Annotated in this window: 30 protein-coding genes and 1 pseudogene; 20 read left to right on the top strand and 11 right to left on the bottom strand. The window is 72.0% G+C overall.

The window, feature by feature from the left end; translation table 11 throughout:
• Positions 1-46: 46 nt before the first annotated feature.
• Positions 47-952: an SDR family NAD(P)-dependent oxidoreductase gene (locus ACIBF8_RS00765; RefSeq protein ID WP_396780236.1), complete on the top strand. Its 906-nt coding sequence runs from the start codon at positions 47-49 to the stop codon at positions 950-952.
• A 27-nt stretch (positions 953-979) separates the two neighbouring features.
• On the opposite strand, the gene ACIBF8_RS00770 is transcribed toward ACIBF8_RS00765, so the two are convergent.
• Positions 980-1,516: a DUF4190 domain-containing protein gene (locus ACIBF8_RS00770; protein ID WP_396780237.1), complete on the bottom strand. Its 537-nt coding sequence runs from the start codon at positions 1,514-1,516 to the stop codon at positions 980-982.
• A 177-nt stretch (positions 1,517-1,693) separates the two neighbouring features.
• On the opposite strand from ACIBF8_RS00770, the gene ACIBF8_RS00775 reads away from it, so the two are divergent.
• Positions 1,694-2,890, top strand: coding sequence for an acyl-CoA dehydrogenase family protein (locus ACIBF8_RS00775; protein WP_396780238.1), 1,197 nt, complete (start codon positions 1,694-1,696; stop codon positions 2,888-2,890).
• A 153-nt stretch (positions 2,891-3,043) separates the two neighbouring features.
• Here the strand turns inward: ACIBF8_RS00775 and ACIBF8_RS00780 are convergent, their stop codons facing one another.
• Together ACIBF8_RS00780 and ACIBF8_RS00785 are read right to left on the bottom strand one after the other, a co-directional pair.
• Positions 3,044-3,451 (bottom strand): CoA-binding protein, encoded by a 408-nt coding sequence (locus ACIBF8_RS00780; protein WP_396780239.1) that lies wholly within the window; start codon positions 3,449-3,451, stop codon positions 3,044-3,046.
• 19 nt (positions 3,452-3,470) lie between these two features.
• The gene (locus ACIBF8_RS00785) at positions 3,471-4,517 is read right to left on the bottom strand and encodes an Rv2578c family radical SAM protein (protein ID WP_396780240.1); all 1,047 of its coding nucleotides are present in this window, start codon (positions 4,515-4,517) and stop codon (positions 3,471-3,473) included.
• A gap of 93 nt (positions 4,518-4,610) precedes the next feature.
• On the opposite strand from ACIBF8_RS00785, the gene ACIBF8_RS00790 reads away from it, so the two are divergent.
• Positions 4,611-5,030, top strand: coding sequence for a thiol-disulfide oxidoreductase DCC family protein (locus tag ACIBF8_RS00790; protein WP_396780241.1), 420 nt, complete (start codon positions 4,611-4,613; stop codon positions 5,028-5,030).
• Here the strand turns inward: ACIBF8_RS00790 and ACIBF8_RS00795 are convergent.
• The 3 genes from ACIBF8_RS00795 to trxA all read right to left on the bottom strand — a co-directional run bounded on the left by ACIBF8_RS00795 (position 4,994) and on the right by trxA (position 6,912).
• Positions 4,994-5,968, bottom strand: a complete 975-nt coding sequence (locus ACIBF8_RS00795; RefSeq protein WP_396780242.1) for an MFS transporter permease — start codon at positions 5,966-5,968, stop codon at positions 4,994-4,996. The two genes, ACIBF8_RS00790 and ACIBF8_RS00795, sit on opposite strands and share 37 nt — an antisense overlap.
• Positions 5,965-6,405 (bottom strand): hypothetical protein, encoded by a 441-nt coding sequence (locus ACIBF8_RS00800; RefSeq protein ID WP_396780243.1) that lies wholly within the window; start codon positions 6,403-6,405, stop codon positions 5,965-5,967. Before ACIBF8_RS00800 ends, ACIBF8_RS00795 begins: the two co-directional genes overlap by 4 nt.
• A 144-nt stretch (positions 6,406-6,549) precedes the next feature.
• Positions 6,550-6,912 (bottom strand): thioredoxin, encoded by a 363-nt coding sequence (gene trxA / locus ACIBF8_RS00805; protein WP_030329190.1) that lies wholly within the window; start codon positions 6,910-6,912, stop codon positions 6,550-6,552.
• A 546-nt stretch (positions 6,913-7,458) separates the two neighbouring features.
• Here trxA and ACIBF8_RS00810 point away from each other — a divergent pair.
• From ACIBF8_RS00810 to ACIBF8_RS00860, 11 genes are all read left to right on the top strand, one after another.
• A complete protein-coding gene (locus tag ACIBF8_RS00810; protein ID WP_396780244.1) occupies positions 7,459-7,974 on the top strand; it encodes a MaoC family dehydratase in 516 nt (171 codons plus the stop codon).
• An 89-nt stretch (positions 7,975-8,063) separates the two neighbouring features.
• Complete coding sequence (locus ACIBF8_RS00815) at positions 8,064-8,600, top strand: hypothetical protein (RefSeq protein WP_396780245.1); 537 nt, start codon at positions 8,064-8,066, stop codon at positions 8,598-8,600.
• Between the two features lie 52 nt (positions 8,601-8,652).
• Positions 8,653-9,276: a TrmH family RNA methyltransferase gene (locus ACIBF8_RS00820; protein WP_396780687.1), complete on the top strand. Its 624-nt coding sequence runs from the start codon at positions 8,653-8,655 to the stop codon at positions 9,274-9,276.
• A 79-nt stretch (positions 9,277-9,355) separates the two neighbouring features.
• Positions 9,356-10,033, top strand: a complete 678-nt coding sequence (locus ACIBF8_RS00825) for a DUF6758 family protein (RefSeq protein ID WP_396780246.1) — start codon at positions 9,356-9,358, stop codon at positions 10,031-10,033.
• 116 nt (positions 10,034-10,149) lie between these two features.
• Positions 10,150-10,308 carry a hypothetical protein gene (locus tag ACIBF8_RS00830; protein ID WP_007455302.1) on the top strand — a complete coding sequence of 53 codons (159 nt, stop codon included), beginning with the start codon at positions 10,150-10,152 and terminating at the stop codon, positions 10,306-10,308.
• A 6-nt stretch (positions 10,309-10,314) separates the two neighbouring features.
• Entirely contained in the window at positions 10,315-11,190 is an 876-nt protein-coding gene (locus ACIBF8_RS00835) for a PH domain-containing protein (protein ID WP_396780247.1), read from the top strand.
• Between the two features lie 103 nt (positions 11,191-11,293).
• A complete protein-coding gene (locus ACIBF8_RS00840; protein WP_396780248.1) occupies positions 11,294-12,067 on the top strand; it encodes a SigE family RNA polymerase sigma factor in 774 nt (257 codons plus the stop codon).
• Positions 12,064-13,326, top strand: a complete 1,263-nt coding sequence (locus tag ACIBF8_RS00845; RefSeq protein WP_396780249.1) for a hypothetical protein — start codon at positions 12,064-12,066, stop codon at positions 13,324-13,326. Before ACIBF8_RS00840 ends, ACIBF8_RS00845 begins: the two co-directional genes overlap by 4 nt.
• A gap of 60 nt (positions 13,327-13,386) precedes the next feature.
• Positions 13,387-14,259 carry a PHP domain-containing protein gene (locus ACIBF8_RS00850; RefSeq protein ID WP_396780250.1) on the top strand — a complete coding sequence of 291 codons (873 nt, stop codon included), beginning with the start codon at positions 13,387-13,389 and terminating at the stop codon, positions 14,257-14,259.
• Positions 14,260-14,300: 41 nt separating this feature from the next.
• On the top strand, positions 14,301-14,915 hold the full coding sequence (locus ACIBF8_RS00855) for a MarC family protein (protein WP_396780251.1): 615 nt from the start codon (positions 14,301-14,303) through the stop codon (positions 14,913-14,915).
• A 13-nt stretch (positions 14,916-14,928) separates the two neighbouring features.
• The gene (locus ACIBF8_RS00860; RefSeq protein ID WP_396780252.1) at positions 14,929-15,879 is read left to right on the top strand and encodes a RecB family exonuclease; all 951 of its coding nucleotides are present in this window, start codon (positions 14,929-14,931) and stop codon (positions 15,877-15,879) included.
• Between the two features lie 25 nt (positions 15,880-15,904).
• Here the strand turns inward: ACIBF8_RS00860 and ACIBF8_RS00865 are convergent, their stop codons facing one another.
• Positions 15,905-16,768, bottom strand: coding sequence for an oxygenase MpaB family protein (locus ACIBF8_RS00865; protein WP_396780253.1), 864 nt, complete (start codon positions 16,766-16,768; stop codon positions 15,905-15,907).
• A gap of 73 nt (positions 16,769-16,841) precedes the next feature.
• A complete protein-coding gene (locus tag ACIBF8_RS00870; protein WP_396780254.1) occupies positions 16,842-17,270 on the bottom strand; it encodes a Fur family transcriptional regulator in 429 nt (142 codons plus the stop codon).
• 203 nt (positions 17,271-17,473) lie between these two features.
• On the opposite strand from ACIBF8_RS00870, the gene ACIBF8_RS00875 reads away from it, so the two are divergent.
• Positions 17,474-17,956: a DUF2231 domain-containing protein gene (locus ACIBF8_RS00875; RefSeq protein ID WP_396780255.1), complete on the top strand. Its 483-nt coding sequence runs from the start codon at positions 17,474-17,476 to the stop codon at positions 17,954-17,956.
• A 78-nt stretch (positions 17,957-18,034) separates the two neighbouring features.
• Here ACIBF8_RS00875 and ACIBF8_RS00880 read toward each other — a convergent pair whose 3' ends face one another.
• The gene (locus tag ACIBF8_RS00880; RefSeq protein WP_396780256.1) at positions 18,035-18,511 is read right to left on the bottom strand and encodes a hypothetical protein; all 477 of its coding nucleotides are present in this window, start codon (positions 18,509-18,511) and stop codon (positions 18,035-18,037) included.
• A 107-nt stretch (positions 18,512-18,618) separates the two neighbouring features.
• Between ACIBF8_RS00880 and ACIBF8_RS00885 the strand changes: the two genes are divergently transcribed.
• Positions 18,619-18,801 carry a hypothetical protein gene (locus ACIBF8_RS00885; RefSeq protein ID WP_396780257.1) on the top strand — a complete coding sequence of 61 codons (183 nt, stop codon included), beginning with the start codon at positions 18,619-18,621 and terminating at the stop codon, positions 18,799-18,801.
• Between the two features lie 652 nt (positions 18,802-19,453).
• The gene (locus ACIBF8_RS00890) at positions 19,454-19,666 is read left to right on the top strand and encodes a hypothetical protein (protein WP_396780712.1); all 213 of its coding nucleotides are present in this window, start codon (positions 19,454-19,456) and stop codon (positions 19,664-19,666) included.
• A gap of 14 nt (positions 19,667-19,680) precedes the next feature.
• Here the strand turns inward: ACIBF8_RS00890 and ACIBF8_RS00895 are convergent.
• Together ACIBF8_RS00895 and ACIBF8_RS00900 are read right to left on the bottom strand one after the other, a co-directional pair.
• A pseudogene (locus tag ACIBF8_RS00895) lies at positions 19,681-19,887 on the bottom strand (FmdB family zinc ribbon protein); the annotation flags it as partial.
• On the bottom strand, positions 19,884-20,561 hold the full coding sequence (locus ACIBF8_RS00900; protein WP_396780258.1) for a 5-formyltetrahydrofolate cyclo-ligase: 678 nt from the start codon (positions 20,559-20,561) through the stop codon (positions 19,884-19,886). The gene ACIBF8_RS00900 and the pseudogene ACIBF8_RS00895, both read right to left, overlap by 4 nt.
• Before the next feature lie 85 nt (positions 20,562-20,646).
• Here ACIBF8_RS00900 and ACIBF8_RS00905 point away from each other — a divergent pair, with 85 nt between their 5' ends.
• From ACIBF8_RS00905 to glp, 3 genes are read left to right on the top strand one after another with little or no spacing between them, the layout of a single operon-like run.
• Entirely contained in the window at positions 20,647-22,989 is a 2,343-nt protein-coding gene (locus ACIBF8_RS00905; RefSeq protein WP_396780259.1) for a diguanylate cyclase, read from the top strand.
• 9 nt (positions 22,990-22,998) lie between these two features.
• Positions 22,999-23,961: a UTP--glucose-1-phosphate uridylyltransferase gene (locus ACIBF8_RS00910; protein ID WP_396780260.1), complete on the top strand. Its 963-nt coding sequence runs from the start codon at positions 22,999-23,001 to the stop codon at positions 23,959-23,961.
• Positions 23,958-25,271 carry a gephyrin-like molybdotransferase Glp gene (gene glp / locus ACIBF8_RS00915; RefSeq protein ID WP_030329151.1) on the top strand — a complete coding sequence of 438 codons (1,314 nt, stop codon included), beginning with the start codon at positions 23,958-23,960 and terminating at the stop codon, positions 25,269-25,271. The genes ACIBF8_RS00910 and glp overlap by 4 nt, the downstream gene beginning before the upstream one ends.
• Positions 25,272-25,380 lie beyond the last annotated feature (109 nt).

Below are 25,380 nucleotides of genomic sequence, written 5' to 3' on the forward strand. Positions count from 1 at the left end.
GGGTGCCGCGTTGCTCGGGCCGGTCGTAACGGGCAGGATCCCTGGCATGGCATACGACGCGCGCGCCGCGGACCGCTCCGGCAGTCGACCCCGACGGGACGTCAGCCGTCCGGGCGCGGGCCGGCGGGCCCGAACGGCAGCCCCGGCGGGCAGTCCCGGCCCGGACGAGCCGGTCGCGCTCGCCGACCCGGTCACCATGCGCCTCGACGGCCGGGTCGCCCTGGTCACCGGGGCGGGCAGCCCGGACGGCATCGGGTACGCCACCGCCCGGCGGCTCGCCGACCTGGGCGCTCGGGTGGCCATCGTTTCCACCACCCGGCGCATCCACGAGCGGGCCGGTGAGTTGGGGGTGACCGGCTTCGTCGCGGACCTGACCGACGAAGCCGAGGTGGGCGCGCTGGCCGATGCGGTCGCCGAGCAGTTGGGCGACGTCGAGGTGCTGGTCAACAACGCCGGCCTGGCCAGTCGGGCCAGCCAGGGGGTGCTGCGGCCGGTCGCGCAGTTGACCTACGACGAGTGGCGCGGTGAGATCGACCGCAACCTCTCCACCGCGTTCCTGTGCAGCCGGGCGTTCATCGGCGGGATGGCCGAACGGGGCTGGGGTCGGATCGTCAACCTGGCGGCCACGGCCGGCCCGGTCAACGCCCTGCCCACCGAGGCCGCGTACGCCGCGGCGAAGGCCGGTGTCGTCGGGCTGACCCGGGCCCTCGCCATGGAGATGATCGCCGACGGCGTGACCGTCAACGCGGTGGCTCCCGGCACCATCTACACCGCGGCGTCCACCATGGCCGAGATCAAGCAGGGGCTGGGCACCCCGGTGGGTCGACCGGGCACACCGGACGAGGTCGCCGCGGCGATCAGCTTCCTCTGCTCGCCGGCCGCCTCGTACATCACCGGGCAGATGCTGGTGGTGGACGGCGGCAACAGCGTCCGCGAGGCCCGCTTCCGCTGACCGCGACGGTCCGCACCGACCGGTCTGTCAGTAGCCCCCGCTGTCGCCGGTGTTGCCGAACGCCACCAGCGCCAGCCAGCCACAGCAGGCCAGCACCGTGAGCCCGGTGAAGACGTAGCCCAGGATCAGCCCCCAGGTCGCGAGCTGCTCGCCGTCCTCACCGCTGGTCCGGATCTGCCGCTTGGCCACGTGACCGAGGACGGCACCGGCTGGCGGAAACACGAAGGCGAACACCAGCGACAGGATCGCCAGCACGTTGGTGCCGCGAGCCGGCCCGGACGGCGGTGGGCCGTACTGGCCGTAGGGGCCCTGTGGAGGGTACGGCGGCTGTTGGCTCCAGTGCGCCGACTGCTGCGACCCCTGGTGGCCGTACGGCGACTGGTCACCCGGTGGCCCGTACGGTGAGCGCTCCGCTGGTAGCTCGTACGCCGGCTGGTCCGGCTGCGGCGCGTACGGCGGCTGACCGGGCGGCGGTGGCGCGTACGGCGACCGGTCCCTGGGTGGCTCGTAGGGTGACGGCGGCTGCTCGTCCGCGGGCGGCCCCGACGGCGGCGGGTGGGTCACAATTGTCCTCCTCCTGCCGATGCCGGAAAAGTCCCTCTTGCCGGACGCTACCCGGAGCGGTGAACCTTTTCACAGCGGTTGTGTGGACTGGTCACCTTGGCCTCGTCGGCCCGAGAGGCCGATACTGACCCAGCGTTCAGTTACCCACGAGTAGTGCGCGGATCCCCGGAGGCTGAGATGGCCCGACTCGCCCAGACGCCCGGCCTGACCGATGTGCAACAGTCGATCCTGGAGACCGTTCGAGACTTCGCCGACAAGGAAATCATCCCGCACGCGCAGCGGCTGGAGCACGCCGACGAGTACCCCACCGACATCCTCGACGGGATGCGCGAGATGGGGCTGTTCGGTCTCACCATCGACGAGGAGTACGGCGGGCTCGGCGAGTCGCTGCTCACCTACGCGCTGGTGGTGGAGCAGCTGTCCCGGGGTTGGATGTCGATCTCCGGCATCGTCAACACCCACTTCATCGTGGCGTACCTGATCTCCCAGCACGGCTCGGCCGAACAGAAGGCCCGCCTGCTGCCCAGGATGGCCACCGGCGAGGTGCGTGGCGCGTTCTCGATGTCCGAGCCCGAGACCGGCTCCGACGTCTCGGCGATCAAGTCCCGGGCCGTCCGCGACGGCGACCGCTACGTGCTCAACGGGCAGAAGATGTGGCTCACCAACGGGGCGTACTCCTCGGTGGTGGCCACCCTGGTCAAGACCGACACCGGCGCGGAGTCCGTGTACGGCAACATGAGCACCTTCCTGCTGGAGAAGGAGCCGGGCTTCGGTGAGACCGCCCCCGGCCTCACCATTCCCGGCAAGATCGAAAAGATGGGCTACAAGGGCGTCGAGACCACCGAGATGGTGCTCGACGGCGTGCGCGTGCCCGACTCCGCGATCCTCGGCGGCGCCGACCAGGTGGGCCGCGGCTTCTACCAAATGATGGATGGCATCGAGGTGGGCCGGGTCAACGTGGCCGCCCGCGCCTGCGGCATCTCCATCCGCGCCTTCGAGTTGGCGGTCAGCTACGCCCAGCAGCGCAAGACCTTCGGCCAGCCACTCGCCAAGCACCAGGCGATCGCCTTCAAGCTCGCCGAGATGGGCACGAAGATCGAGGCAGCGCACGCCCTCATGGTCAACGCCGCCCGGCTCAAGGACGCCGGCCAGCGCAACGACGTCGAGGCCGGGATGGCCAAGCTGCTCGCCTCGGAATACTGCGCCGAGGTCGTCCAGGAGGCGTTCCGCATCCACGGCGGCTACGGCTACTCCAAGGAGTACGAGATCGAGCGGCTGATGCGGGAGGCCCCGTTCCTGCTCATCGGCGAGGGCACCTCAGAAATCCAAAAGACCATCATCTCCCGAGGCCTCCTAAAGGAATACAAGCTCTAACCCACCTCGCCCCCGCCCCGCCCCCGCCCCCGCCCTCGCCCGTCGATCATGGAGTTGTGGTGGGGGACGAAAGCGGCAAGAGGACGCGAACCCGGCACCAGAACTGCATGATCGACGTGAGGGGTTGGGGCGGGTGAGACCGTGGGCGGGTGGTCAGGTTCGGCGGGTCAGGTTGGCGGCGGCGCGTTCGACGATCAGGCAGCGGTCTTCGACGTAGTCCATGCCGGCCTCCTCGGCGATCCGCCGTGCCTCGGCCGAGACGATGCCCAACTGGAGCCAGACCGCGGGGGCGCCGATCGCCGCCGCGTCGCGGACCACCTGCACGGCGTCGGCCGCGGGCCGGAACACGTCCACCAAGTCGACGGGGTGCGGGATGTCGGCGAGGGTCTTGTAGGCCCGTTCCCCGAACAGTTCGTCGACCGTCGGGTTGACCGGGATGATGCGCCAGCCGTACTGCTGCATCTGCAACGGCACGCCGTGCGCGGCCTTGAACGGGTCGCGGGACGCGCCCACGACGGCGATCACGGCGGAGTCGGCGAGGATCTGCTGAGCGGTACGCACCCGCCGACTGTAGCTCCGACTAGAGCAGGGTCAGCTGCTCGGCCGTCGACGGTGGCGGAGGCTCGGGCAGGCTGCGGTTGTCGCCCCGCTCGCCGCGGTGCAGCCCGTGTCGGCGGGCGGCGATCCGCACCCGTGCGGTCAACTCCCGCTGGTACGCCTGCGGGGCGTACGCGCCGGCCCGGTAGAGCTCGCGGTAACGGGGCACGAGGTGCGGGTGCGCGCGGGCGAGCCAGTGTGCGTACCACTCCCGGGCGCCGGGTCGCAGGTGCAGGGGCAGGGCCGTCACGCTGGTCGCACCGGCGGCGGCGATCGCCGACACCGTCGCCTCGATCGACTCGTCGCTGTCGCTGAGGCCGGGCAGGATCGGGGCCATCAGCACCCCGACGGAGAAGCCGGCGTCGGTGAGCGCCCGGACGGCGTCCAGCCGGCGGCGCGGGTGCGGTGTGCCCGGCTCGACGGTGCGCCAGAGGTGCTCGTCGACGAACCCCACCGAGAACGAGATGCCCACCGTGGTCACCTCGGCGGCCTCGCGCAGCACTGGCAAGTCCCGCAGGATCAACGTGCCCTTGGTGAGGATCGAGAACGGGTTGGCGAAGTCTCGCAGGGCGCCGATGATCTGCGGCATCAGCCGGTAGCGACCCTCGGCGCGCTGGTAGCAGTCCACGTTGGTGCCCATCGCCACGTGCGCGCCCCGCCATCTCGGCGCGGCCAGCTCCCGCCGGACCAGCTCGCCGGCGTTGACCTTGACGATCACCTTCCGGTCGAAGTCGGCACCAGCATCAAGGTCGAGATAAGTGTGAGTATTTCTCGCGAAGCAGTATCGACATGCGTGAGAGCAGCCTCGGTACGGGTTGATCGTCCACTCGAACGGGACGCGGGACTGCCCGGGCACCCGGTTGAGGATGGACTTGGCCTGCACCTCGTAGAAGGTCATCCCGGCGAACTCGGGAGTGTCGAAGGTGCGGGCCACGGCGCCGGGCAGCGCCAGCGGCAGGGGTGGCGTCGCTGGCGCTGCCCGCTCGGGGTCTCCCTCGACCGGGGGAGCGGTGAGGTTGTCCCAGCGCATGACCACTATTCGAACACGTGTACGAGGTGAGCGCAAGTGACCCGCCGTACACCGGTGGGTGTTCGGCGGGGCGGAGAGGGGAGGATGGACGCCATGGAGACGTCGACCTTCGTCTACGACGGCGACTGCGCGTTCTGCACGAGCTGTGCGGAGTTCATCGAGCGCCGCATCCCCACCGCCGCGCGCGTGGTGCCCTGGCAGTTCGCCGATCTGGACGCGCTCGGCCTCACGGTCGCCGAGTGCGAGGAGGCCGTGCAGTGGGTCGGCGCGGACGGCTCGCGGGCGGCCGGTCCGGACGCCATCGCGAAGCTCCTCGCCGCGAGTGGTCCGCTCTGGCGGGCCGCCGGTGCCGGCCTGCGGTTTCCTCCGGCGCGTGCCGCCGCCTGGCCGGTGTACCGCTGGGTGGCGCGCAACCGGCACCGCCTGCCGGGCGGCACGGCGGCCTGCTCGCTGCCGCAGGAGGCCCGGGAGCGGCTCTACGGGCCGGCGGGTCGCCCGACCACCGGAGCCTGATCGTCGAGCGCCCGCTCCGCGCCAGCTCCCACCGGGCCCTGGCCGGGCGGCACCGGCCCGGTGTCGACGTCCGCCGGGCTCGGTGGCGGGCCGTCGGTCGCTGACGCGGGGGTGTCGCGGCGGACCAGCCGGCGTGCCCAGACCAGCGGGCGGACCCGCTCCAGCGGTAGGAAGCTCGTCATCGCGGCCAGGTGCGGCGCGAACGAGATCGTGATGGTCGCGATGGTGACCGCGTGGAACGAGTAGAAGAAGCCGACCATGGCGAGTCGCCAGCGGGGCGGCAGCAGGAAGACCACCGGGCTCAGCAGCTCGAACGCCACGATGCCGAACTGGGCGACGATCAGCAGGTAGGGCACCTGGGCGATCAGGTCCGCCAGGTCGGTGCCGCGCCGGATGATCGCGCGGGCCAGGACCGAGCCGGTCAGCCAGTCCAGGCCGCCGAAGCGCAGCTTGGCGAAGGCGGCCAGGAAGTACGTGCAGATCACCGCGATCTGGGTGACGCGCAGCGCCCAGCCGCCAGCCTCGGTGCGGGTGGTGTCGCCGTGCCGGGCGCGGCCGGCGGTGGGCAGCACGGCCAGTGCGACGAGTAGCCCGAACCGGTCGTGGTCGACCTTCCCGTAGCTCATCGCGATGATCATCCACTCCAGGTACAGCGCGCAGACCGCCCAGCCGAGCAGTCGGGGCGCCCGTCCGGTCGCGGCGAGCAGGGCGAGCAGCAGCAACGCCCAGAAGATCACCGCCACCAGCGTCGGGGTAGGCGTCGGCAGTGGGAGCAGTCGGCCGATGAGGAGCGGCTGGTACAGGTCGCCGGGCACGCTGACCCGGGTGCGTACCCAGGGAGTGAAGATCACCAGGTCGGCGGCGACGAACAGGTAGATCAGGGTGCGGAACGCCGCCACCCGGCCCCGGGGCACGGCCTCGGTCAGCCAGCGGCTCATCGGGGAGCCTGCCAGCGGACGACGGTCTCGTCGGTGTGTCGGCCGGTCGGGCGGCCGGCGCGGATGCCGTGCCAGCGGATGACGATGCGGACCTCGATCAGCGCGGGGGCGTCCGGGTGGCGTTCGGCGTACGCGTTGGCGACCTCGGTGAGCAGCGTCGGGTCGGCGGCGTATCGGGCCTGCTGACCCTCGATCTCGGCGCGCCGGATACCGGTCGCGTCCTGGTCCAGGTCGATCACCGTCCCGGAGCCGTTCACCCCCTCGACGCGGGTGTCGGGTGCGGGCGCGTTCGGCGGGTTCGAGGTGGAGTACATCCGGAACGGGCCGAACGGGAAGTCGTCGTCGCTGCCCCAGAAGGTGCCGACGACGAGCAGGACGAGACCGACTGCGGTCGCGCCCAGCCGGGTCACGCGCCCGCGGGTGGTCAGATTCTCCATCGGGTCGTGACGATACGGGATGTACCGGCGGCGTCGGGTCCCTCCGACGGTCAGTCTGGCCTGCCCAGGAAGGTGATCATGCGCGGGTACGACGAAGGCCGGGCCCGTGTCGGGCCCGGCCTCGCGTGTCGTCGTGCGGACGACTCAGTGGTTGTGCTCGGCCAGCTGCTTGCGGACGTCGTCCATGTCCAGCGCCTCGACCTGCTCGATCAGGTTCTCCAGCGCGGACTCGGGAAGGGCGCCCGGCTGGGCGAAGACGATGACGCCGTCCCGGATCGCCATGATCGTCGGGATCGAGCGAATGTCGAACTTGGCGCCCAGCTCCTGCTGAGCCTCCGTGTCGACCTTGCCGAAGACGATGTTCTGGTGCTTCTCCGAGGAGCGCTCGTAGACCGGGGCGAACCGCTTGCACGGACCACACCAGTCGGCCCAGAAGTCGACCAAGACGATGCCGTCGTTGCCGGTCACCTCGTCGAAGTTCGCCGAGGTCAGCTCAACGGTTGCCATTGCACTCTCCGATCACCGCGGTTTGTCTACGTCCCGTAGAACCAGGGCTGACCGTATCGAATTCCCGGGCGGTGCGGCACGAAACGTGCTCGGGGCTGCTGGGGGGCTCGGGATCATCGATGTACGTCTGTTCGCACCTGACCTGCGGAACGCAAGTGCATGACGCACTTGCGTGACCTGCCGTAATGGGAGCGTTTCCAGGGAGATCCACCCGATTGAGCTCTACGAATCGGTAACTTGACGCTTGACAAGGAGGTATCCGGCCTGCGGAGATCGCTGATCACCCTTCGAATCGTCACCGAGAGTAGTGTTACAAAAAGATAAATGTGACCGCGATCTCTGTTGAACCTACGCAGGCGTAGGGCAGAATTCCTCGCATCAGAGCGTGGGCGGCGGGTGCCGGGGAGGGCCCCGCCGCTCATTGCGTCTCCCCTCGGGTGAGTGGCCGGTGTGACATTTCCGCCGCCCTCGCGCCCCGCCGGTCGCCTTAACCACCGGTAAGGCATGCTGTGCCGAACTTCATCGCCGCCCGTCGAAGGGACCAGGATGCAGTTCGGTCGCTACTACGAGGAGTTCGAGGTCGGCGCGGTCTACCGGCACTGGCCGGGCAAGACCGTCACCGAGTACGACGACCACCTCTTCTGCCTGCTCACCATGAACCACCACCCGCTGCACATGGACGCGCACTACGCCGCGACGGCCAGCCAGTTCAAGCGCAACGTCGTGGTCGGCAACTACATCTACTCGCTGCTGCTCGGCATGTCGGTGCCCGACGTGAGCGGCAAGGCGATCGCCAACCTGGAGGTCGAGTCGCTGCGGCACGTCGCGCCGACCTTCCACGGCGACACCATCTACGGCGAGACCACGGTGCTGGACAAGCGTGAGTCCGGCTCGAAGCCCGACCGGGGTGTGGTGTCGGTGGAGACCCGCGGCTACAACCAGGACGGCACGATGGTCTGCGTCTTCCGGCGCAAGGTCATGGTCCCCAAGCGGGAGTACGCGGCCACTGCGGTCCCCGGCGGAGTGGATCCCGAACGGCCCAGCTTCCCCGAGCCGCGCTGATCGTCGCGGCGGGCGCACCGGCACCGGCCTCCGGGCTCCTTCCCCGCCTCGTGCTGGGGAAGGGGCCCTGTTCCCGTTTTTTGGGGCATATGCTGACGCCGGAGGTTCCGATGAGCCACTCCGTCGCCGGAGAGCCGCCCTCTGCCGGCCGCCGAGCCGCACCCTTGACCACCGCTGTCTATTCCGCCGCCGAATGGGATCTGCTCACCAGCCTGCCCGGTCGGGTTCTCGTGGCCGCCGCGGCTCCCGGCCCCGGCCGTACCGAACGAGGGGTCATGGCGGGCCTGGCCGGCTTGGACGCCGTGGCCGCCGGTCGAGCCTCCGACAGCGATCTGGTCCGCGCGGTTGTGGCCGCGATCTACGCCCGCCACGACGGCACCCCGCAACCCGCCGAGCGACTCACCGACCTGGTGGACCTGCTGGCCGCCTGTCGGGCGGCGAGCCGGGTCCTGTCGCGGCGGGCCGATCCCGCCGACTCGGCCGCGTACCGCCAATGGGTGCAGTCGGTCGCGGCCCGGGTCTGTCGCGCGGTGCCCGGCGTCGCCGCGCGCCGGGCGGACCCACCGGCCAGCCCAGCGGACCGGCGCTTCCTCGACCGGCTCGGCGCCGCCCTCGGGTTGGGCTGACCCGGCAGGTCGTCGCGCCGGGCGCCGACCCGGTCCGTACCCTCTGATGACCGTGACCGACGACCAGCTTGAGGTGGGCGTGGGCCCCTGGCCGGGGGACCCACCGGACGACCCCCGTTACGACCCCCAGCTGCTGGCGGAGGGGGACCGGCGCAACGTCGTCGACCGCTACCGCTACTGGCGGCACGAGGCGATCGTCGCCGACCTGGACCGGCACCGGCACGGCTTCCACGTCGCGATCGAAAATTGGCAACACGACTTCAACATCGGCACGGTGGTGCGCAACGCCAACGCGTTCAACGCCGCCGAGGTGCACATCGTTGGACGGCGACGGTGGAACCGGCGCGGGGCGATGGTGACCGACCGGTACCAGCACGTGCGGCACCACGAGACGATCGAGGAGTTCGTCGCCTGGGCGGCCGAGCGGCACCTGCCGGTGTTCGGCATCGACAACCTGCCCGGGTCGCGTCCGCTGGAGACGGGCACCCTGCCCCGGGAGTGCGTGCTGCTGTTCGGGCAGGAGGGGCCGGGGCTCTCCGCGCCGGCCCGCGCCGCCTGTGACCAGCTCTACTCCATCGCCCAGTACGGCTCGACGAGGTCGATCAACGCGGGTGTGGCCAGCGGCATCGCGATGCACGCCTGGATTCGCGCCCACGCCGGCGCGCCGCCGGACTGACCCACGTCCGGTGCCGAATCGGACGTTCCGGCTTGACGTGCCGGCGGTGCGGGGAGACGGTGGGGATGTGAGTGTCGCGGTGAGTTGTCCGAGATGCGGGGGCCCGGTACGGGCGCCGGATCTGATGAACACCGACTCGAGGTGTGTGCGTTGCGGCCCGGTGCCGCCGCTGCACGTGCCCGAGCACATCGGAGCGGAGATCGTGGCGAGCGTGGTGGAACGGATCACCGCGACCGCGAATGCGCCGGTGACGCCGTTGTGGTGCCCGTGGCCGCTGCCGCCCGGGTGGACACTCACCGGCGTGGCGTACGCCGGGGACGACCGGACGGGAGTGCGGGCGACGGCGGTGGCCTGCGCGGGTCCGGCGCCACTCGGCGGTGGCCCGGCCGATCTGGTCTTCGTGGCCGAGGAGCCCGGTGTCGGCCTGGGCACCCGGCTCGCCGGGCTGAGCGGCCCGGATCCGGGGCCGGAGTTGACCGATGCGCTGACCGACCCGGGGCCGGGTCATCCCGACCACGTCGGACAGGCGAAGATCAAGGTCGGCGGGCACCCTACTCCACTGTGGTTGGTGAATTCTCCAACGGATCGAAGCGCGTACGCGGGCGAGGCTCGGGGAATGTGGCTCCATGCGATAGCCTGGCCGGCGAGTGCGGGTCACCTGCTCGCGGAAGATGTCGTGCTACACGACCTGACCGAGTGGACTCCGCCCGAACTCGTGTACGGCGCACCGTCTCCGTATCTACCCGGGAGAGTTTGACAACTCTCCCGGATTGACGGAGAACGGACGCAGATATTCACTGTACGACACCACACTGATACTCTGGGTGCCGCTGCGGTAATGGGACCCGGCGCCGCGCGAGAGGATGGCCCGCCATGGTCAAGAAGGTCCTCACCTGGGCCGGAATCGCATTCTTGATCTTCTTCGTCGCCTACCGGCCAAACTCTGCGGCGGACGTGTTCAAGTCGCTCGGCGGCGGGATCATGGACATCGCCCAGGGGTTTGGCGACTTCTTCACCAGCCTCGTCGCCTAGCCGCCGATGGGCAGCCCCTCAGGTCCACCCTTCGACCCGGACGACCCCGACCGGGAACGCCGCGAGCGTGACACCGAGCCGATCCCGCGGATCGGGCCTGATGGCGGCCCGGGCTACGGGGCCGGGCCCGGCCTGTCCGACGGTCCGTCCCTTTCGGACGACGTCGGCTACGGCGACGGGCCCGGCTACGCCGGCCAGGGGCGTTCGGGTCGGGCGTGGATCCGTGATCCGGAGGCCGGCTACCAGCCGCCACAGATCTCCGAGGACGAGCTGGCCGGGTTGCGTGCCGACGCGACCGGCTCGACCCCCCGGCGGGTGCTGCCCCTGGAAGACGAGCCCAGCTCGTTGGTGGCCCGCTACCTCTTCCCCACCGAGCGCTACCGGGGCGAGTGGAAGCGGCACTGGATCCACCTCACCACGCCGCTGTTGATCGGCATCGCGGCGACCTTCGTGCTCGGCTACCTCTCCGGGTTTCTCGCCGGGCAGAACGTCGGCGCGCTGACCACCATCGCCGTGCTGCTCTGGTTCGCCGTGATGGGCTGGGTGGCGTGGAAGGTCGCGGACTGGTGGTATGACCGGTTCATCCTGACCAACAAGCGGGTCATGGTGGTCAACGGGATCATCACCCGCCGGGTCGCCATGATGCCACTGGTCCGGGTGACCGACATGAAGTACGAGCAGACCCCGACCGGCCGAGCGCTCAACTACGGCACCTTCGTGTTGGAGTCCGCCGGCCAGGAGCAGGCGCTCCGCGAAATCAAGAATCTGCCCAACCCGAACGAGCTCTACCTGCGTGTGGTCGAAGAGATGTACGAGCCGCAGGCGGTCGAGGCCCGGCTCGGCAAGGAGGCCGACGAGGCCAAGGCCGACGACGGGGCGTGAAGGTTTTCGACCGAACATCGGAGCAAGTGCGCACCTTTCGTCATGGACCGGATCGCCTCTGACGTGGCACTCTGCCAGGACGGCAGGGGCGTGGAGGTGGGCGGTGGCGAGCAAGGACTCGTTGGAGGAGCAGTTCCGCGAGTTCGTCGCGGCCCGCTCCGCCGCGCTCCTACGCACCGCCTACCTGCTCACCGGAGACTGGGCCACGGCCGAGGACCTGCTCCAGACGGCGCTGACCAAGACCTACCTCGCGTGGAAGCGACTCGGTGGGATCGAGGCGGTCGAGCCGTACGCCCGGCGTGTGATGGTCAACACATCGACCAGTTGGTGGCGGCGACGCTGGCACGGTGAACGCCCGACCGAGGTGCTGCCCGAGCGGGCCGGTGTCGACGAGATCGAGCAGCAACTCGACCGTGATCTGCTCTGGCGGCACCTCCGGGAGCTGCCGAACCGGCAGCGGGCCGTGCTGGTGCTGCGCTACTACGAGGACATGTCGGAGGCGCAGACCGCCGCGCTGCTGGACATCTCGCCGGGCACGGTGAAGAGCCAGGCGTCCCGGGCGCTGGCCACGCTGCGTCGGCGGATGGGCGCGGACGCACCGGACCTCGCCGCCGGCGCTGCTGGCCGGTCGGCCACTGCCGGTGGGTCGGCTGCCGCCGGCGGTGCCAGCGGGACGACGGGTTCCGGAGTCCGGACCGGGCGGCCCCCGGCCACCGGTGCCCCCACGGCTTCCAGGCCAGGGCAGGCGACCGGCCGCGCCGTGCCTCGCCCGGCCACGCCTCGCCCCGCGGTGCCGCGTCCGGTCGGCCCGCAGGTCGTACTGCCCACCGCCCCGGCGGCCGTGCCCGTCGGCACGGGCTCCGGGGAGCAGCAGTGAATGGGCTTCCCGGCCGGCCCGACAACCTGACGGACGGCCCGCGGCGTTCATACCAGGTGCGGCCTGACGAGCTGGAAGGTGCGGTGCGGGAGACGCTCTCGCGCCAGGTCGCCCTTGCCCGGCCGCTGAGCGCCGATCCGGCCGGCCAGGCCATTCGCCGCGCGAACCGGATCCGCCGTCGGCGTACCGGGGCCGGCCTCGCCCTCGCGGCGGTCATCAGCGTGCTGCTCAGTGCCGGCATGGCCCAACTCGGTGCCGAGACCGCTCGGGACGGGTCACCCATCGTGGTGATCGGTGATCCGGACCCGTCGAACCGGCCGCTCCCGACGGCCAGCAATCCTGGCTCCGACCCCGCGCCCGACCCGTCGACCTCCCTGCTCGGGAGCGAGACGTTGGTCAGCGCCGACGGGCGGCGGCTGGTGTTGCCCGAGGTCGGCCCGGCCGAACGTGCCCAGCCCCTGGCCAACGGTCGCGGTTGGCTGGTGGTCGGCGCGCCGAGTGCCGCCGGGCGCTCCCTGTGGGTGGTGCAGGACGACGGTCTGGTGCAGGTTCTGCTCGCGGGGGCGGGCAGCATCGTCCTGGCCGCGGACAGCCAACAGGTCGCCTGGCGCGACGGTGGTGACCTGCTGGTGGCGGGCGTGGTCGGCACCCAGCTCATCGGGGCGGTGCGCACGCCGGCGCCCGCCCCGGCGGAACCCGTCCGGTTCGTCGGGGACAGCGTGCTGGTGCGACCCGACCCGGCCGACGCCGGCCACACCCTCTGGCGGCCCGGTGCCGGGCCACTGCCCGAGGCCGTCGACCAGAAGAGCCTCAACATCTACGGGCGGCTGCCCGACGGGCGGCTCGTCGGGCAGGTCGCCGCGACCGACCCCGGTCGGACGTGTCTGGCCGTGCTGACCCCGACCCGCTACCTGGACCCGGTACGCACCGGCTGCGGTCTCGACGTCAGCCGGGACGGAATCGGCGGGATCTCACCCGACGGGCGGTGGCTGCTGGTGAACGGGTGGATCGGCAAGGCCAGCCGTTCGCTGCTGGTCGACCTGCAACGGCTCGGGGCGACTGCGACAGCCGTTGCGGCCGGGCCGCCGATGACCGGGGTGATCGTCTGGAGCAACGATTCCCACGCCTCCTACCTCGACGGCACCGGGGAGCTGGTCCGGGTCGACGTCGGCAAGGTACGGGCCGGAAAGCCGGCCAGCCCGGCTCCGGTGCCCGGCGTGCCAGCCGGGGACCGACCGGTGCTGGTTAAAAGCTTCTGACCCGAATGACGGGGCGACCTATGTGAGCCGGGCTCGCCCCTTCCTCGGTAGCGTCGGGCGGTGACCTCGCGTACCGGCTCCACCCCCCGGATCGACCTGCACACCCACTCGACGGCCAGCGACGGCACGTTGACCCCGGCCGAGCTGGTCAGCGCGGCCTTCGACGCCGGGCTGGACGTGCTGGCGATCACCGACCACGACACCACCGCGGGCTGGGCGCCGGCCGTGGGCGCGCTGCCGCCAGGGCTCCGTCTGATCCGGGGAGCGGAGTTGTCCTGCCGCTGGTCCGGCGGGCAGCCGGCAGTGCCGCTGCACCTGCTGGCGTACCTGTTCGACCCGGACCACCCGGAACTGGTGGCCGAGCTGGCCCGGGTGCGGGCCGCCCGGGAAGAGCGCGGCGAACGGATGGTCGCCCTGCTGCGGGCCGACGGCATCGACGTGAACTGGCCGGACATCCTGGCCGGCGCGGGCGGCGGCACCGTGGGACGACCGCACATCGCGCAGGCGCTCATCCGCGCCGGCCTGGTCACCAACACCCGGGAGGCGTTCGGTCCGGACTGGCTGGGCGAGCGATACCGGCTGCCCAAGGAGGACATCGACGTGTTCCAGGCGGTCCGGCTGGTCCGGGCGGCCGGAGGCGTGCCGGTCTTCGCCCACCCCCGGGCCACCCGGCGCGGCCGGGTGGTGCCCGACGAGCTGATCGTCGAGCTGGCCGCCGCGGGGCTGGCCGGGTTGGAGGCCGACCACGAGGACCACAGCCCGGTCGAGCGGGAGCACGTCCGGGCGCTCGCCGCCGAGTTGGGCCTGTTCGTCACCGGCTCCTCGGATTTTCACGGCACCCACAAGACCGTTCAGCTCGGCGAGTTCAGCACCAGCGTCGAGGCGTACGAGCGGATCGTCGCCGCCGGGGTGACCGAGGTCGCTTCGGGCTGATCCGGGTATTTCGCCCACCGTGGCGCGGCTAGGTTGATCACGTGGATCTGAAGCTGTTCGGCGAGGTTTTCGTGACCCTGCTGGTGATCACTGACCCGCCGGGCATGATGCCGATCTTCTTGGCGCTGACCGGCCCGCTGCCCGCCCGAGACCGTAACCGGGCGGCCTGGCAGGCCGTCGCGTTGGCGCTCGGCGTCATCGTGATCTTCGCGGTGGCCGGGCAGACCCTGCTCGACTATCTGCACGTGGACCTGCCGGCGTTGCAGGCGGCCGGTGGGCTGCTGCTCGTACTCGTCGCGCTGGAGTTGCTGACCGGCAAGGCCGACGACCCCAGCCAGCAGGTCACCTCCAACATCGCGCTGGTGCCGCTGGGGACGCCGTTGCTGGCCGGCCCGGGTGCCATCGTGGCCACCATGCTCTTCGTCCAGCAGGCCGACGGGCTGGGTGAATTCACCGCGATCGCCGTGGCGATCGTCGCCGTGATGGTCGCCGTCTGGATCGTCCTGCGCTTCTCCGGCGGCATCGTGAAGATCCTCCGGCCGGGCGGGATCGAGGTGCTGACCCGGATCGCCGGCCTGCTGCTGGCCGCGATCGCGGTGCAGCTCATCGCCGACGCGGTGGCCGCCTTCGTCACGCAGTACGTGAACATGGCCTGACGGCACCCACGCGATGTCGGGGGCGGATGGCAGGATCGCAGGCGTGCGACGATCCTCATCAGCAGGGCGGCCGGCCGCCGGCGGCCGGGCCCCACGGCAGCGCACCAGCGAAGCCGAACAGCTCGGCTTCGAGGGCATGCCAGAGCGGCTGTTCGTCTGCACCCCGAGCAAGCTCGGCGCGTACGCGGACTGCCCGCGCCGCTACCGCTACTCCTACGTCGACCGGCCCGCCCCGCCCAAGGGCCCGCCGTGGGCGCACAACTCGCTCGGCGCCAGCGTGCACACCGCCCTGAAAAACTGGTATGCGCTGCCCGCTGACCGGCGACGCCCCGAGGTCCTGGCCACGCTGCTCAAGGGCACCTGGGTCCGCGAGGGCTACCGCGACGACGAGCAGGAGCGGGCCGCCTACCGGCGGGCGTTGGGGTGGCTGGAGGCGTACGTCGAGACGCTGGAGCCGGATTCCGACCCGCTCGGCGTGGAGCGGGTCGTGGCGGTCAAGACCGCCGTGTTGGCGTTCAACGGCCGCGCCGACCGGATCGACTCGCGGCCCGGGCCGGAGGGTCCGGAGCTGGTCATCGTCGACTACAAGACCGGTCGCACCGGTCTGGACACGGACGACGCCCGAGGCTCGCAGGCGCTGGCGCTCTACGCGTACGCGGCGGAGCGGGTGTTCCGTCGGCCGTGCCGCCGGGTGGAGCTGCACCACCTGCCGACCGGCACGATCGCCGGCCACGACCACACCGTCGAGTCGCTGGCCCGGCAGCTGACCCGCGCGGAGGAGACGGCCCGCGACATCATGGCGGCCGAACGGGCAGCCGCGGACGGCGCCGACGCGGACGAGTCGTTCCCGGTGGCGCCCAGCCCGCGCTGCGGCTGGTGCGACTTCCGGCGGCACTGCCCGGCGGGCGCGCAGGTGCCGGGCAAGGAGCCGTGGGCGGCGATGGACCGGCCGGCTGAGGGTTGATCCCCGAGCCGCCGAAGAGGGCAGGTCAGCCGGCCAGCGGGGCACTGGTGCGGCGCGCGGCCCGCTCCTTGGCCGCCTGTATCAACGGCCCCTCTAGGTAGCGGCGGGGAACGGCGGCGAGCGCGAGCCGCAGCGCGCGCACGCTCAGGTCCGCCGACAGCGCGGTGGTCGGTAGACCGAGACCTCCGTACATCCGCAGCGCCCACGCCGGCAGCAGCGCGAACGCGGTACCGGCGATCCCCAGGTACGCCCAGCGGGGCGGGCCGAGAGTGAGCCCCAACCGGACCGGCAGGCTGAGCTTCCACGGCAGCGGCGGGGCAGTGAGGAACAACGCCGTCTCGGCGGCCTCCCGAGTCATCCGCAACTGTGGCCGTACTCCCTGGTAGTAGTCCCTGACCTCGGCGGCGGTGCCCGGGACGGTGGTGGGGTCCAGGCCGACCAGCGCGGCGGCGCGGCGCTGCTCGGTGTAGTAGCCGTCCACCTCGTCGTCGCTCAGCGGCAGCCCCGCCCGCCGGGCGGTGCTGAGGAACGACTCGACCTCGGTCACGTGCACCCAGCGCAGCAGGTCCGGGTCGTCGATCCGGAACTCTTCGCCGGTCAGCGTGTCGGTGGCCCGGAGTCGGTCGTGCAGGCGGCGCAGCCGGGCCCCGGCGGCCTCCGCCTCGGCGGTGGTCCCGTAGACGGTGGTCGCCACGTAGGTGGCGGTGCGGACCAGCCGGCCCCAGGCGTCGGTGCGGTAGTTGCTGTTCTGCGCGACCCCGGCCATGGCCCGCGGGTGCAACGCCTGGAGGTAGAGCGAGCGCAGGCCGGCGACGATCAGGATCGGCTCCTCGTGCACCTTCCACGTGACCGAACCCGGACCGAAAAGGCCGAGGTCATCGGAGTCCACCGCCCAAGAGTGCCACGGTCGGGCCGACCGCGCCGTGCCGCGTGTGCCGCTGGGCCCGCGCGTGTGCCGCAGGTCAGACGTCGGCAGAGCGGCGCGCCCGGCAGCCCGGGCAGAGACCCCAGAAGGTCACCTCGGCCTCGTCGACCTCGAACCCGTGCGCGACATTCGGCTCCAGGCACGGGGCGCTGCCCACCGCGCAGTCGATGTCGGCGATCTCGCCGCAGCCCCGGCAGACCACGTGGTGGTGGTTGTCGCCCACGCGTGCCTCGTAGCGGGCGGGACTGCCGGCCGGCTCGATCCGGCGGGACAACCCGGCCCGGGACAGCGCGCCGAGCACGTCGTAGACCGCCTGGGTGGAGACCGAGTCGAGGCGTTCGCGGACCCGCCGGGTGATCTCGTCGACCTCCAGGTGGCCACCCTCGGCCAGCACGTCGAGCACCGCGAGGCGTGGCCGCGTGACACGCAGCCCCCTCGACCGCAGCAACTCCTCGGCACCGGACATTCGCCAATGACAGCACGCGCGATCGGCATCGACAACCGTCGCCCGCCCCGGGTGGCCACCGACACAACCGGACAAGATCGGGAGTACGGTCCGCAGGGGTGAACCCGATCGACGCGCCGCGCGTGTGTCCGGTCGAGAGCCTGGGGACGATCGGCGAACCATCGGCTGACCACCCCTGATCATGATCCACCTGGAGGGGTTCGATGTTCGAGGAGATCCTGGGTCTGCCGGTGCACGTCCTGGTGGTCCACGCGGTTGTCGTGTTCGTACCGCTGCTGGCGGTGCTGGCCATCGCCTACGTGGGGCTACCACGGTGGCGGCACCGGCTGGACTGGGCCTTGGGCCTCCTCGCCGTGGCCGCGCCGGTCGTCGCCTACGTCGCGGTCGAGTCGGGTGAGGCGCTCACCGACGCACTGGTCGCCCGGGGCTTCCAGGGGCCGATCCTCGACCAGATCTTCGAGCACTCCCGCTACGGTGACATCCTGTTCCGCATCGTCGTGCCGCTCGGGATCGTGGCCATCCTGCTGCTCGTGGCGACGAGTGGGCACCCCCGGGTGCCGCAACTGCCGGCACTTGTCACCCCGGTGCTGTCGGTAGCGGTCGTGGCGCTTGCCATCGCCGCCCTGGTCTACGTCTACCTGACCGGCCACTCCGGTGCCGAGACCGTCTGGGGCACCACCCTCTGACCGGCCGCCTGGGCCAGACAACAGCCGCTGACCTGCTGCCCGGCGAGCGTGCGGCTGAGCTACGGCTCCCGGCAGAGGTCAGAACATGATTCGCGAACAGAGCAGGCAGAGCAGAACCAGCAGCACCACGCCGGCCGCCGCGCCGAAGCCGTAGGTGACCCGCTGCGAGCGCTGCTCGGCCGCGTCCAGGTCGGCCATGTCCTGCGGCGGCAGCTGTCGCGGCGGCGCCGGCTGCAGATGTACGGGCGGACGCCAACCTGTCGGCGGCGGCACGCTCGGGGGTGGTCCGGTGTATCCGCTGGGGGTCTGCCCGGTCGGGGTCGGGCTGGCGTATCCGCTGGGGGTCTGCCCGGTCGGGGTCGGGCTGGCGTATCCGCTGGGGGTGTGCCCGGTCGGTGACTGGGCGGTGGGTCCGGTTGGGGCTGGGTTGGCGGGCCCGGTCGGCGGCGTCTGCGTGGGCGGGGCGGGCGGGTGGTCCGCCGCCGCGTCCTCACCGGTGGCGGGCCGTCGCCAGTAGTCGTCGTCCGGGGTGCTGCCACCGCTGGGGGTCGTCACGCCGTCCGACGCTACCAACGACACCGGGCGGCCCGGTCGTTTCTGGCCGGCGTGCCCACCGTCGACGGCCCGGGTCTGCGCGGTCGGCTGCGCTAGTCTTGCCGGTCGTGAGCACCGAGAACCCCGGCCCGCAGGGCGCGCGTGGTGACGACGACCGTCCCGTCGACCTGAGCGAAGACTTCGTGGTGCTGCCCGAGCAGACCTCTGACGACACCGACCGTGGTTGGGGCGAGCGGACGGGCGGCAACGACGACTGGCTGCTCGCCGAACGCCCCCCGCACTGGGACTGACCCCGGGTCTGCGTTGGCGGGGCTCGGTCTGAAGCCGTCCGGGTTGGTGCCTGCGGTGGCGGGGTCGGAGTCGGAGGGCTGGCCCTCGTCGTCGACCTGCCGGCTCGGCCCGACCGGCCCCGACGGTGCGTCGGCGGGCACGGCGGTGGGCGGGCATCCGGCGGGGGTATGCAGGACCGCCGCGGCCAGGCCGAGCAGTGCGGCGATCAGACCGGCTCGGAGCAGGCTACGCCCGCGGGGCAGGGTGAGCCTGCGTAGCGGACGCAACGCCCGCGCGGAATCTGGATCGCCCATCGCCTCTGCCGCCTCCCCATGGGTGCCGCAGCGGCACCCATGGACGGCAGGCTAGGCAGTTTCGGGCCGCTTCTGCCGACCCACTGTCGACGCCTGTGGACAACCGACCGACCTGTGGATAACGCCCATCCGTCGGCTCGGTTTGCTATGGCGAATCGCCTTGATCGACTCGGGGTCAAGGAAACCGGGGTGTCCTGGTAGCAGGGATAGACCGACTTCCTGAAACCCGAGTGGATCAAGGCCTGGCCGGGTGGGCCGGAGTGGATCAAGGCCTGGCCGGGTGGGCCGGAGTGGGTGAAGGCCCGACCACATCGGTCGGGCCTTCGACGATCAGGACGCGGAGCTGGTCGCCGCCGCCTTGCCGCCGCTCGATCCGTTCGAGGACGACCCAGAAGACGACCCCGAGGACGACCCCGACGAGGACGAGGCCCCGGAGGACCCGGACGACGAGGAGGAACCGGACGACGAGGACGACGAGCTGTCACCCGAGGACGACTCGGACTTCGCCGGCTTGCTGGTCGTGCCGCCGGCCGTCGTCTCGGAGCCGGACGCCCGGGAGTCGGTGCGGTAGAAGCCCGAACCCTTGAAGACGATGCCGACCGAGTTGAAGACCTTTCGCAGCCGCCCCGGACACGCCGGGCACTCGGTCAACGGCTCGTCAGAGAAGGACTGCACCGCCTCGAGTTGGTGACCGCACGCGGTGCAGGCGTACTGGTACGTGGGCACGTTCTCCTCCGGATCTGGGCTCGGCCAATTGGCACTCGACGTATTCGAGTGCCAATGGTGCGTCATTCGGCCCGGGTTCGTCCAGCGGACGTGTGGGGCGCGACACCGTGCGCCGTACCCGGGCCGCCGTCAAGCGTACGCATCCCGTCGGCGGGAGTGACGACCGCGCGCACCCGGCGGTCGTGTGGCTCCACCGGCAGCGCCTCGACCAGCTCGCCGTCGTGCAGGGGCACCACCGTCAGGGTCGCCTCGGGTACGCGGGCGAGTGCGCGGTCGTACGAGCCGCCGCCGCGTCCGAGCCGCCGACCGAGGCGGTCTACCGCGAGAGCCGGTACGACCACCAGCTCCGCCTGCGCCACGGCGGCCACCCCGAGACGGGCGCCGGCTGGTTCTCGGATACCCCGACCCGCGGCGATCAAGGCAGCCGGCCCGGTATAAGCCGCCCAGTCCAGATCGAGGTCTCCGAGGAGCACCGGAAGAAGTAGCTCGGCGTCGTCCGGCAGCGCCGCTCGTAGGACCTCGGGCAGGTCATGGCCGCCCGGTTCCGAGCCGACCGGCACGTACGCCGTCATCCGGCGCGGGCGAAGCCGGCGTACCAGGGCGACCAGCTCGGCCTGCACCAGCCCGGCGGCGGCTGCCCGGGTCGCGGCGGGCAGCGACCGGCGGCGAGCGAGCAGCTCGGCGCGGGTGTCCCGCTTCGCCACTCGGGTCACTTCCGCTTCATCAGAAAATTCCGGCACGCAACACTCCTGACGCAACGCCTCTCCCACGGTTGCTCTGTGTCAGCATCGCAAGCAACGGAGGCGGAACTTCCGGGGGGACCGAGTGACGCTACGCGGGCGGTTGACGGCAGCCTTCCTCGTGGTGGTGCTCGGCCCGGTCCTGCTCGGCGCGCTCTTCGTCGCCTCCACCGTCGGGGCGGTCGACCGCAGTCGCTCCACCGAGCGCCTGGCGGTGGCGGCGTCCACCGTGCGTACCTCGGTCGACGCGCTCTGCCAGCAGCTACGCGCCGCCGCCGACGCGGTGGCCCTCACCGCCGACCCGGCCGTTGGCGCCGCTCAACTGGTCGGTCGGGGCCTCGCCGCCGCAGTGCTGATCACGGACGTCGCCGGGCAGGTCACCTACGTCTCACCCGGCGCGCCGTCGACCCCCTGGCAGGACTGCGCCGGCTCGACCGGCAACCCGACCGAGACCCCGACCGGCCCGGTCCGTGCGCTGGCCGCCCAGGTCGACCTGCGCGACCGCAGCGGTAGCCGGCTGGGCACGGTGACCGCCGCGCACGTGGTCGACCCGGCCTTCGTGGCCCGGCTGGCGGCGGTGACCGGGGTGGCGGTCACCCTGCTCGACAGCGGGGCGAGCGCCGCGCGGGTCACCCACACGACCGAGTCCCGTGAGGTACGAGACGCGGTGCTGGCCGCCGCCGTCGCCGTCCGGGGCGAGCAGGTCACCGAGACCAGCGAGGGCAGGTACGTGCGCCGGCTCGGGCCGTCCGACGCGCAGCCGCTGCCACTGATCCTCTCCGTGCCCAGTGAACGGCCACCCGGACTGCACGCCACGCTGGTCGGGGTGGTCGTGCTGGCCGCTCTGCTCGCCGTGTTGACCGCCTGGCGGCTGGCCCGGGTGACCACCCGGCCGTTGGCGGAGTTGGCCGGTGCGGTCGACCGGGTCGCCCAGGGCGACCTGACCGCCCGGGTGCCGGTACGCAGCCGGGACGAGTTGGGCCGGCTGGCCGCCGCGTTCAACCGGATGACCCGGGAGACCGGGTCCTACGTCGCGGCGCTGACCAGCAACCGGGACCAGTTGCGCGGGCACCTCGCGGTGCTCGGCGACACCCTGGCCAGCACACACGACCTGCAACGCATCCTGCGGGTGATTCTGCGCAGTGCCATCGGGGCCACCGGCGCACGCGCCGGCGCCGTGCTGCTGGTGGAGACCGGTGGGGTGCTCGTCGCACAGTGCACCGAGGGGTTGGACGGGCGCTGGCCGGACGACGAGGCGGGCGGGCCACCGTCGCTGCGGGTGCCGGTCGGCGTCGGCGTGGTCGGCGCCGTCGCCGCCACCGGGGAACCGCAGCGGGGGAGAGCGGAGCCGACCGAGGCCTCGACGGGTGAGCCACGCTGCCGCACGTACGTCGCGGTCCCGTTCGCCGCACCGGGCGGCGGTGCCACGGCCACCGTCGGCGCAACGTCCGGGTCGGCCGACGAGGCCGGCGCGTCGGCGGCGCTCGGCGTGCTGGCCCTCTACGACCGGCTGGGCGCCGACGAGTTCGACGACGACGACCTGGCCACCCTGCGCACCTTCGCCGGCCACGCGGCGGTGGCCGTGGACAACGTGCGCGTGCACGAGGAGGCGCAGCGGCTCTCCCTCACCGACCCGCTCACCGGGCTGTGGAACTACCGCTACCTGCGCGAGTCGATCCGACGGGAGGTGGAACGGGCCAGCCGTTTCGGGCGGATGCTCAGCGTCCTCGCCTTGGACCTGGACCGGTTCAAGGACGTCAACGACACGTACGGGCACGCTGCGGGGGACACCGTGCTGGCCGAGTTCGCCCGGCGGGTGCGGGGCGAGATCCGGGAGGTCGACCTGGCCTTCCGCCAGGGTGGTGAGGAGTTCGTGCTGCTCCTGCCGGAGACCGACGCGCGAGGCGCGGCGATCGTGGCCGAGCGGCTCGGCGCGGCGGTACGCGACACGCCGATCGCCGTTGAGACGTACGCGGGGCCGGTCCTGGTGACCGTGTCGGTGGGTATCGCCGTCTTCCCGGACCACGGCAGCACCGGCCGGGAGGTGCTGGAGGCCGCCGACGACGCGCTCTACGCGGCCAAGGCAGCCGGCCGCGACACGTACCGGGTCGCCGAGGTGCGCTCGGATCTGCCGACCCGGGAGATCCCGGTGCTCGCGTGCGCGGTGAGCCCACCCGACGGGCTGCCGCGCGCCGGTCAGCCCGTGCAGACCATCCGGGAGCCGGGCGGGCCCGCCCGGCCCGACCCGGCTGTGGGCGTACCGGAATCGTCGCTGGCAGGCCCGGCGCACGCCCGACCGGACCCGGCCGACGACACGGCGGACAGCGCGACGGGCGGGACGCGGGCCGGCCCGGACGCGGCGCGGCCGGGGCCGGGTGGCGGCGCGTCTTCTGGGCCACACCCGCCGCGGCAGAGCCGTGGCCGATAGTCTCGCGGCATGTCGGAGCACTCAGCGAACCCCTCATCGACGGTCGCCGCAACTGGCCGTCCCCTGGCGGTCAAGGCCGTCATCCCGGCCGCCGGACTGGCCACCCGGTTCCTGCCGGCCACCAAGGCGGTGCCCAAGGAACTGCTGCCGGTGGTGGATCGGCCGGTGTTGCAGTACATCGTCGAGGAGGCCACCCAGGCCGGCATCGGTGACGTGTTGCTGATCACCGGCCGGGGTAAGACGTCGATGGTGGACCACTTCGACCGCCGCCCGGACCTGGAGACCAGGCTGGAGGAGAAGGGTGACACCGAGCGGCTGGCCGCCGTGCGTCGGCCCAGCGAGCTGGCCGAGATCTACACCGTGCGGCAGCCCGAGCAGCTCGGGCTCGGCCACGCCGTCGGGTACGCCGAGTCGCACGTCGGTGACCAGCCCTTCGCGGTGCTGCTCGGCGACGAGTTCGTCAAGCCGTCGGAGCCGCTGCTGCCGGCGATGCTGGAGTTGCAGGCCCGCACCGGCGGCGTGGTGCTCGCGTTCTTCGAGGTCGACCCGGCCGAGACCAAGCGGTACGGGATCGCCTCCGTCGAGCCGGCCGAGTCGGAGCTGACCGACATCGGAGAGGTCGTCAAGGTGACCGGGATGGTGGAGAAGCCGCAGCCCGAGGACGCCCCGAGCAACCTCGCGGTGCTCGGCCGTTACGTGTTGCCGGGCAAGATCTTCGACGCGATCCGGCGGACCAAGCCGGGCAGCGGCGGCGAGATCCAGCTGACCGACGCGATGGAGTTGCTGCGCACCGAGGGCACCCCGGTGCACGCGATCGTCTACCGGGGGACCCGCTACGACACCGGCATGCCGCTGGGGTACCTCCAGACGGTGGTGCAGATCGCCGCCGAGCGCGACGATCTGGGCTCCGAGTTCCGGTCCTGGCTGGCCGACTTCGTCAAGGCCGACGCGGCAGGCGGATCTGGTACATGACCGCGACGGCCGACGCCGAGGCGGCCGCGAACGAGTTGACGCCGCTCGCCGACTACCTGGGCAGCGTGCTGCGCAGGTTGCGCGCGCTGCCACCGCTCGACCTCGACCTCACCCAGGCGCACGGCAACGTCCTCGCCGAGGACGTCGTCGCGCCGCACGCCTTCCCGGCCTTCGACCAGGCGGCCGTGGACGGTTACGCCGCACGCTGGGAGGACATCTCCGGAGGGGGTCGGGGGCCGAGCTACGTCCCGGCCCCTTCCGGCACGCCCGGCGGACGAACCATCCGGCTCAACGTGGTCGGCGATCTCGGCGCCGCCAGCTGGCGGCCGGTCCGGCTCACCCCCGGCTCGTGCTTCTCCGTGGCCGCCGGGGCGCCGCTGCCGGTCGCCGCGGACGTCGTGGTTCCGGTGGAGTGGACCGACCAGGGCATGGCCGCGGTGGAAATCTTCCGCACCCCCAAACGGGGGTACGGGGTACGTCGTGCCGGTGAGGAACTGCCCGCCGGCACCCTGCTCGCTCGGGCCGGTACGTACGTGTCCCCGGCCCTGGTCGCCGTGTTCGCGGCGACCGGCATCGGGCACGTGGTGGTCCGGCCCAGCCCACGGGTGGTCATCGTGGCCACCGGTGACGAACTCGTCGACGTGGGCCGGGGCAGCCAGCCCGGCCAGGTGGTGGACGCGAACTCGCACGCGCTGACCGCCGCGGCGGCCGAGGTGGGCGCACTGGCGTACCGGGTGGGCATCTGCGACGACGACCCCGAGGGGCTGCGTGGGCTGCTGGAGGACCAGACGCTGCGCGCCGACCTGATCATCACCACCGGGGGCACCGGCACCGGCCCCGGTGACATGGTGCGCCGGATCCTCTCCCGCCGTGAGGGCGGTCGCGCGGGGCCGGTCACCTTCACCGATGTGGCGCTCTATCCCGGCACCGCGCTCGGGTTCGGCACGGTCGGCGCCGAGGAGGTGCCGGTGGTCTGCCTGCCCGGCGACCCGGGCGCCGCGCTGATCGGCTTCGAGGTGCTGGCCCGCCCCGCCATCCAACTGCTCGCCGGCGCCGAGCCGGTGTTCCGACCCAGCGTGCGGGCGCACCTGCTGGAGACCGTGTCGTCCCCGGCGGGGCTGCGGGAGTTCCGGCCGGCGCACGTCGCCGAGCGGCGTGGTGGCGGGTACACCGTCCAGCCGCTCAGCGGCGGGCCGTTCACCCTCTCCGGGCTGGCCGAGGCCAACGGGCTGCTGGTGCTCGGCGAGCGGGTCACCACCGCCGCCGCCGGCTCCACCGTGGACGTCCTGCTGCTCGACCGCCGCCGGTGACGGGTCCCGGTCAATCTCTCGGCGGCGGGGTCGCCGGGCAAGCGGCCGGCGGTCCGTAGCGGTGGGTGCGACCGGCGCCGTCGGGCCACTTGCGCGCGACACGGTCCCG

The sequence above is a fragment of the Micromonospora sp. NPDC050276 genome (assembly GCF_044459545.1).
In the GTDB taxonomy this organism is placed as follows: Bacteria; Actinomycetota; Actinomycetes; order Mycobacteriales; family Micromonosporaceae; genus Micromonospora.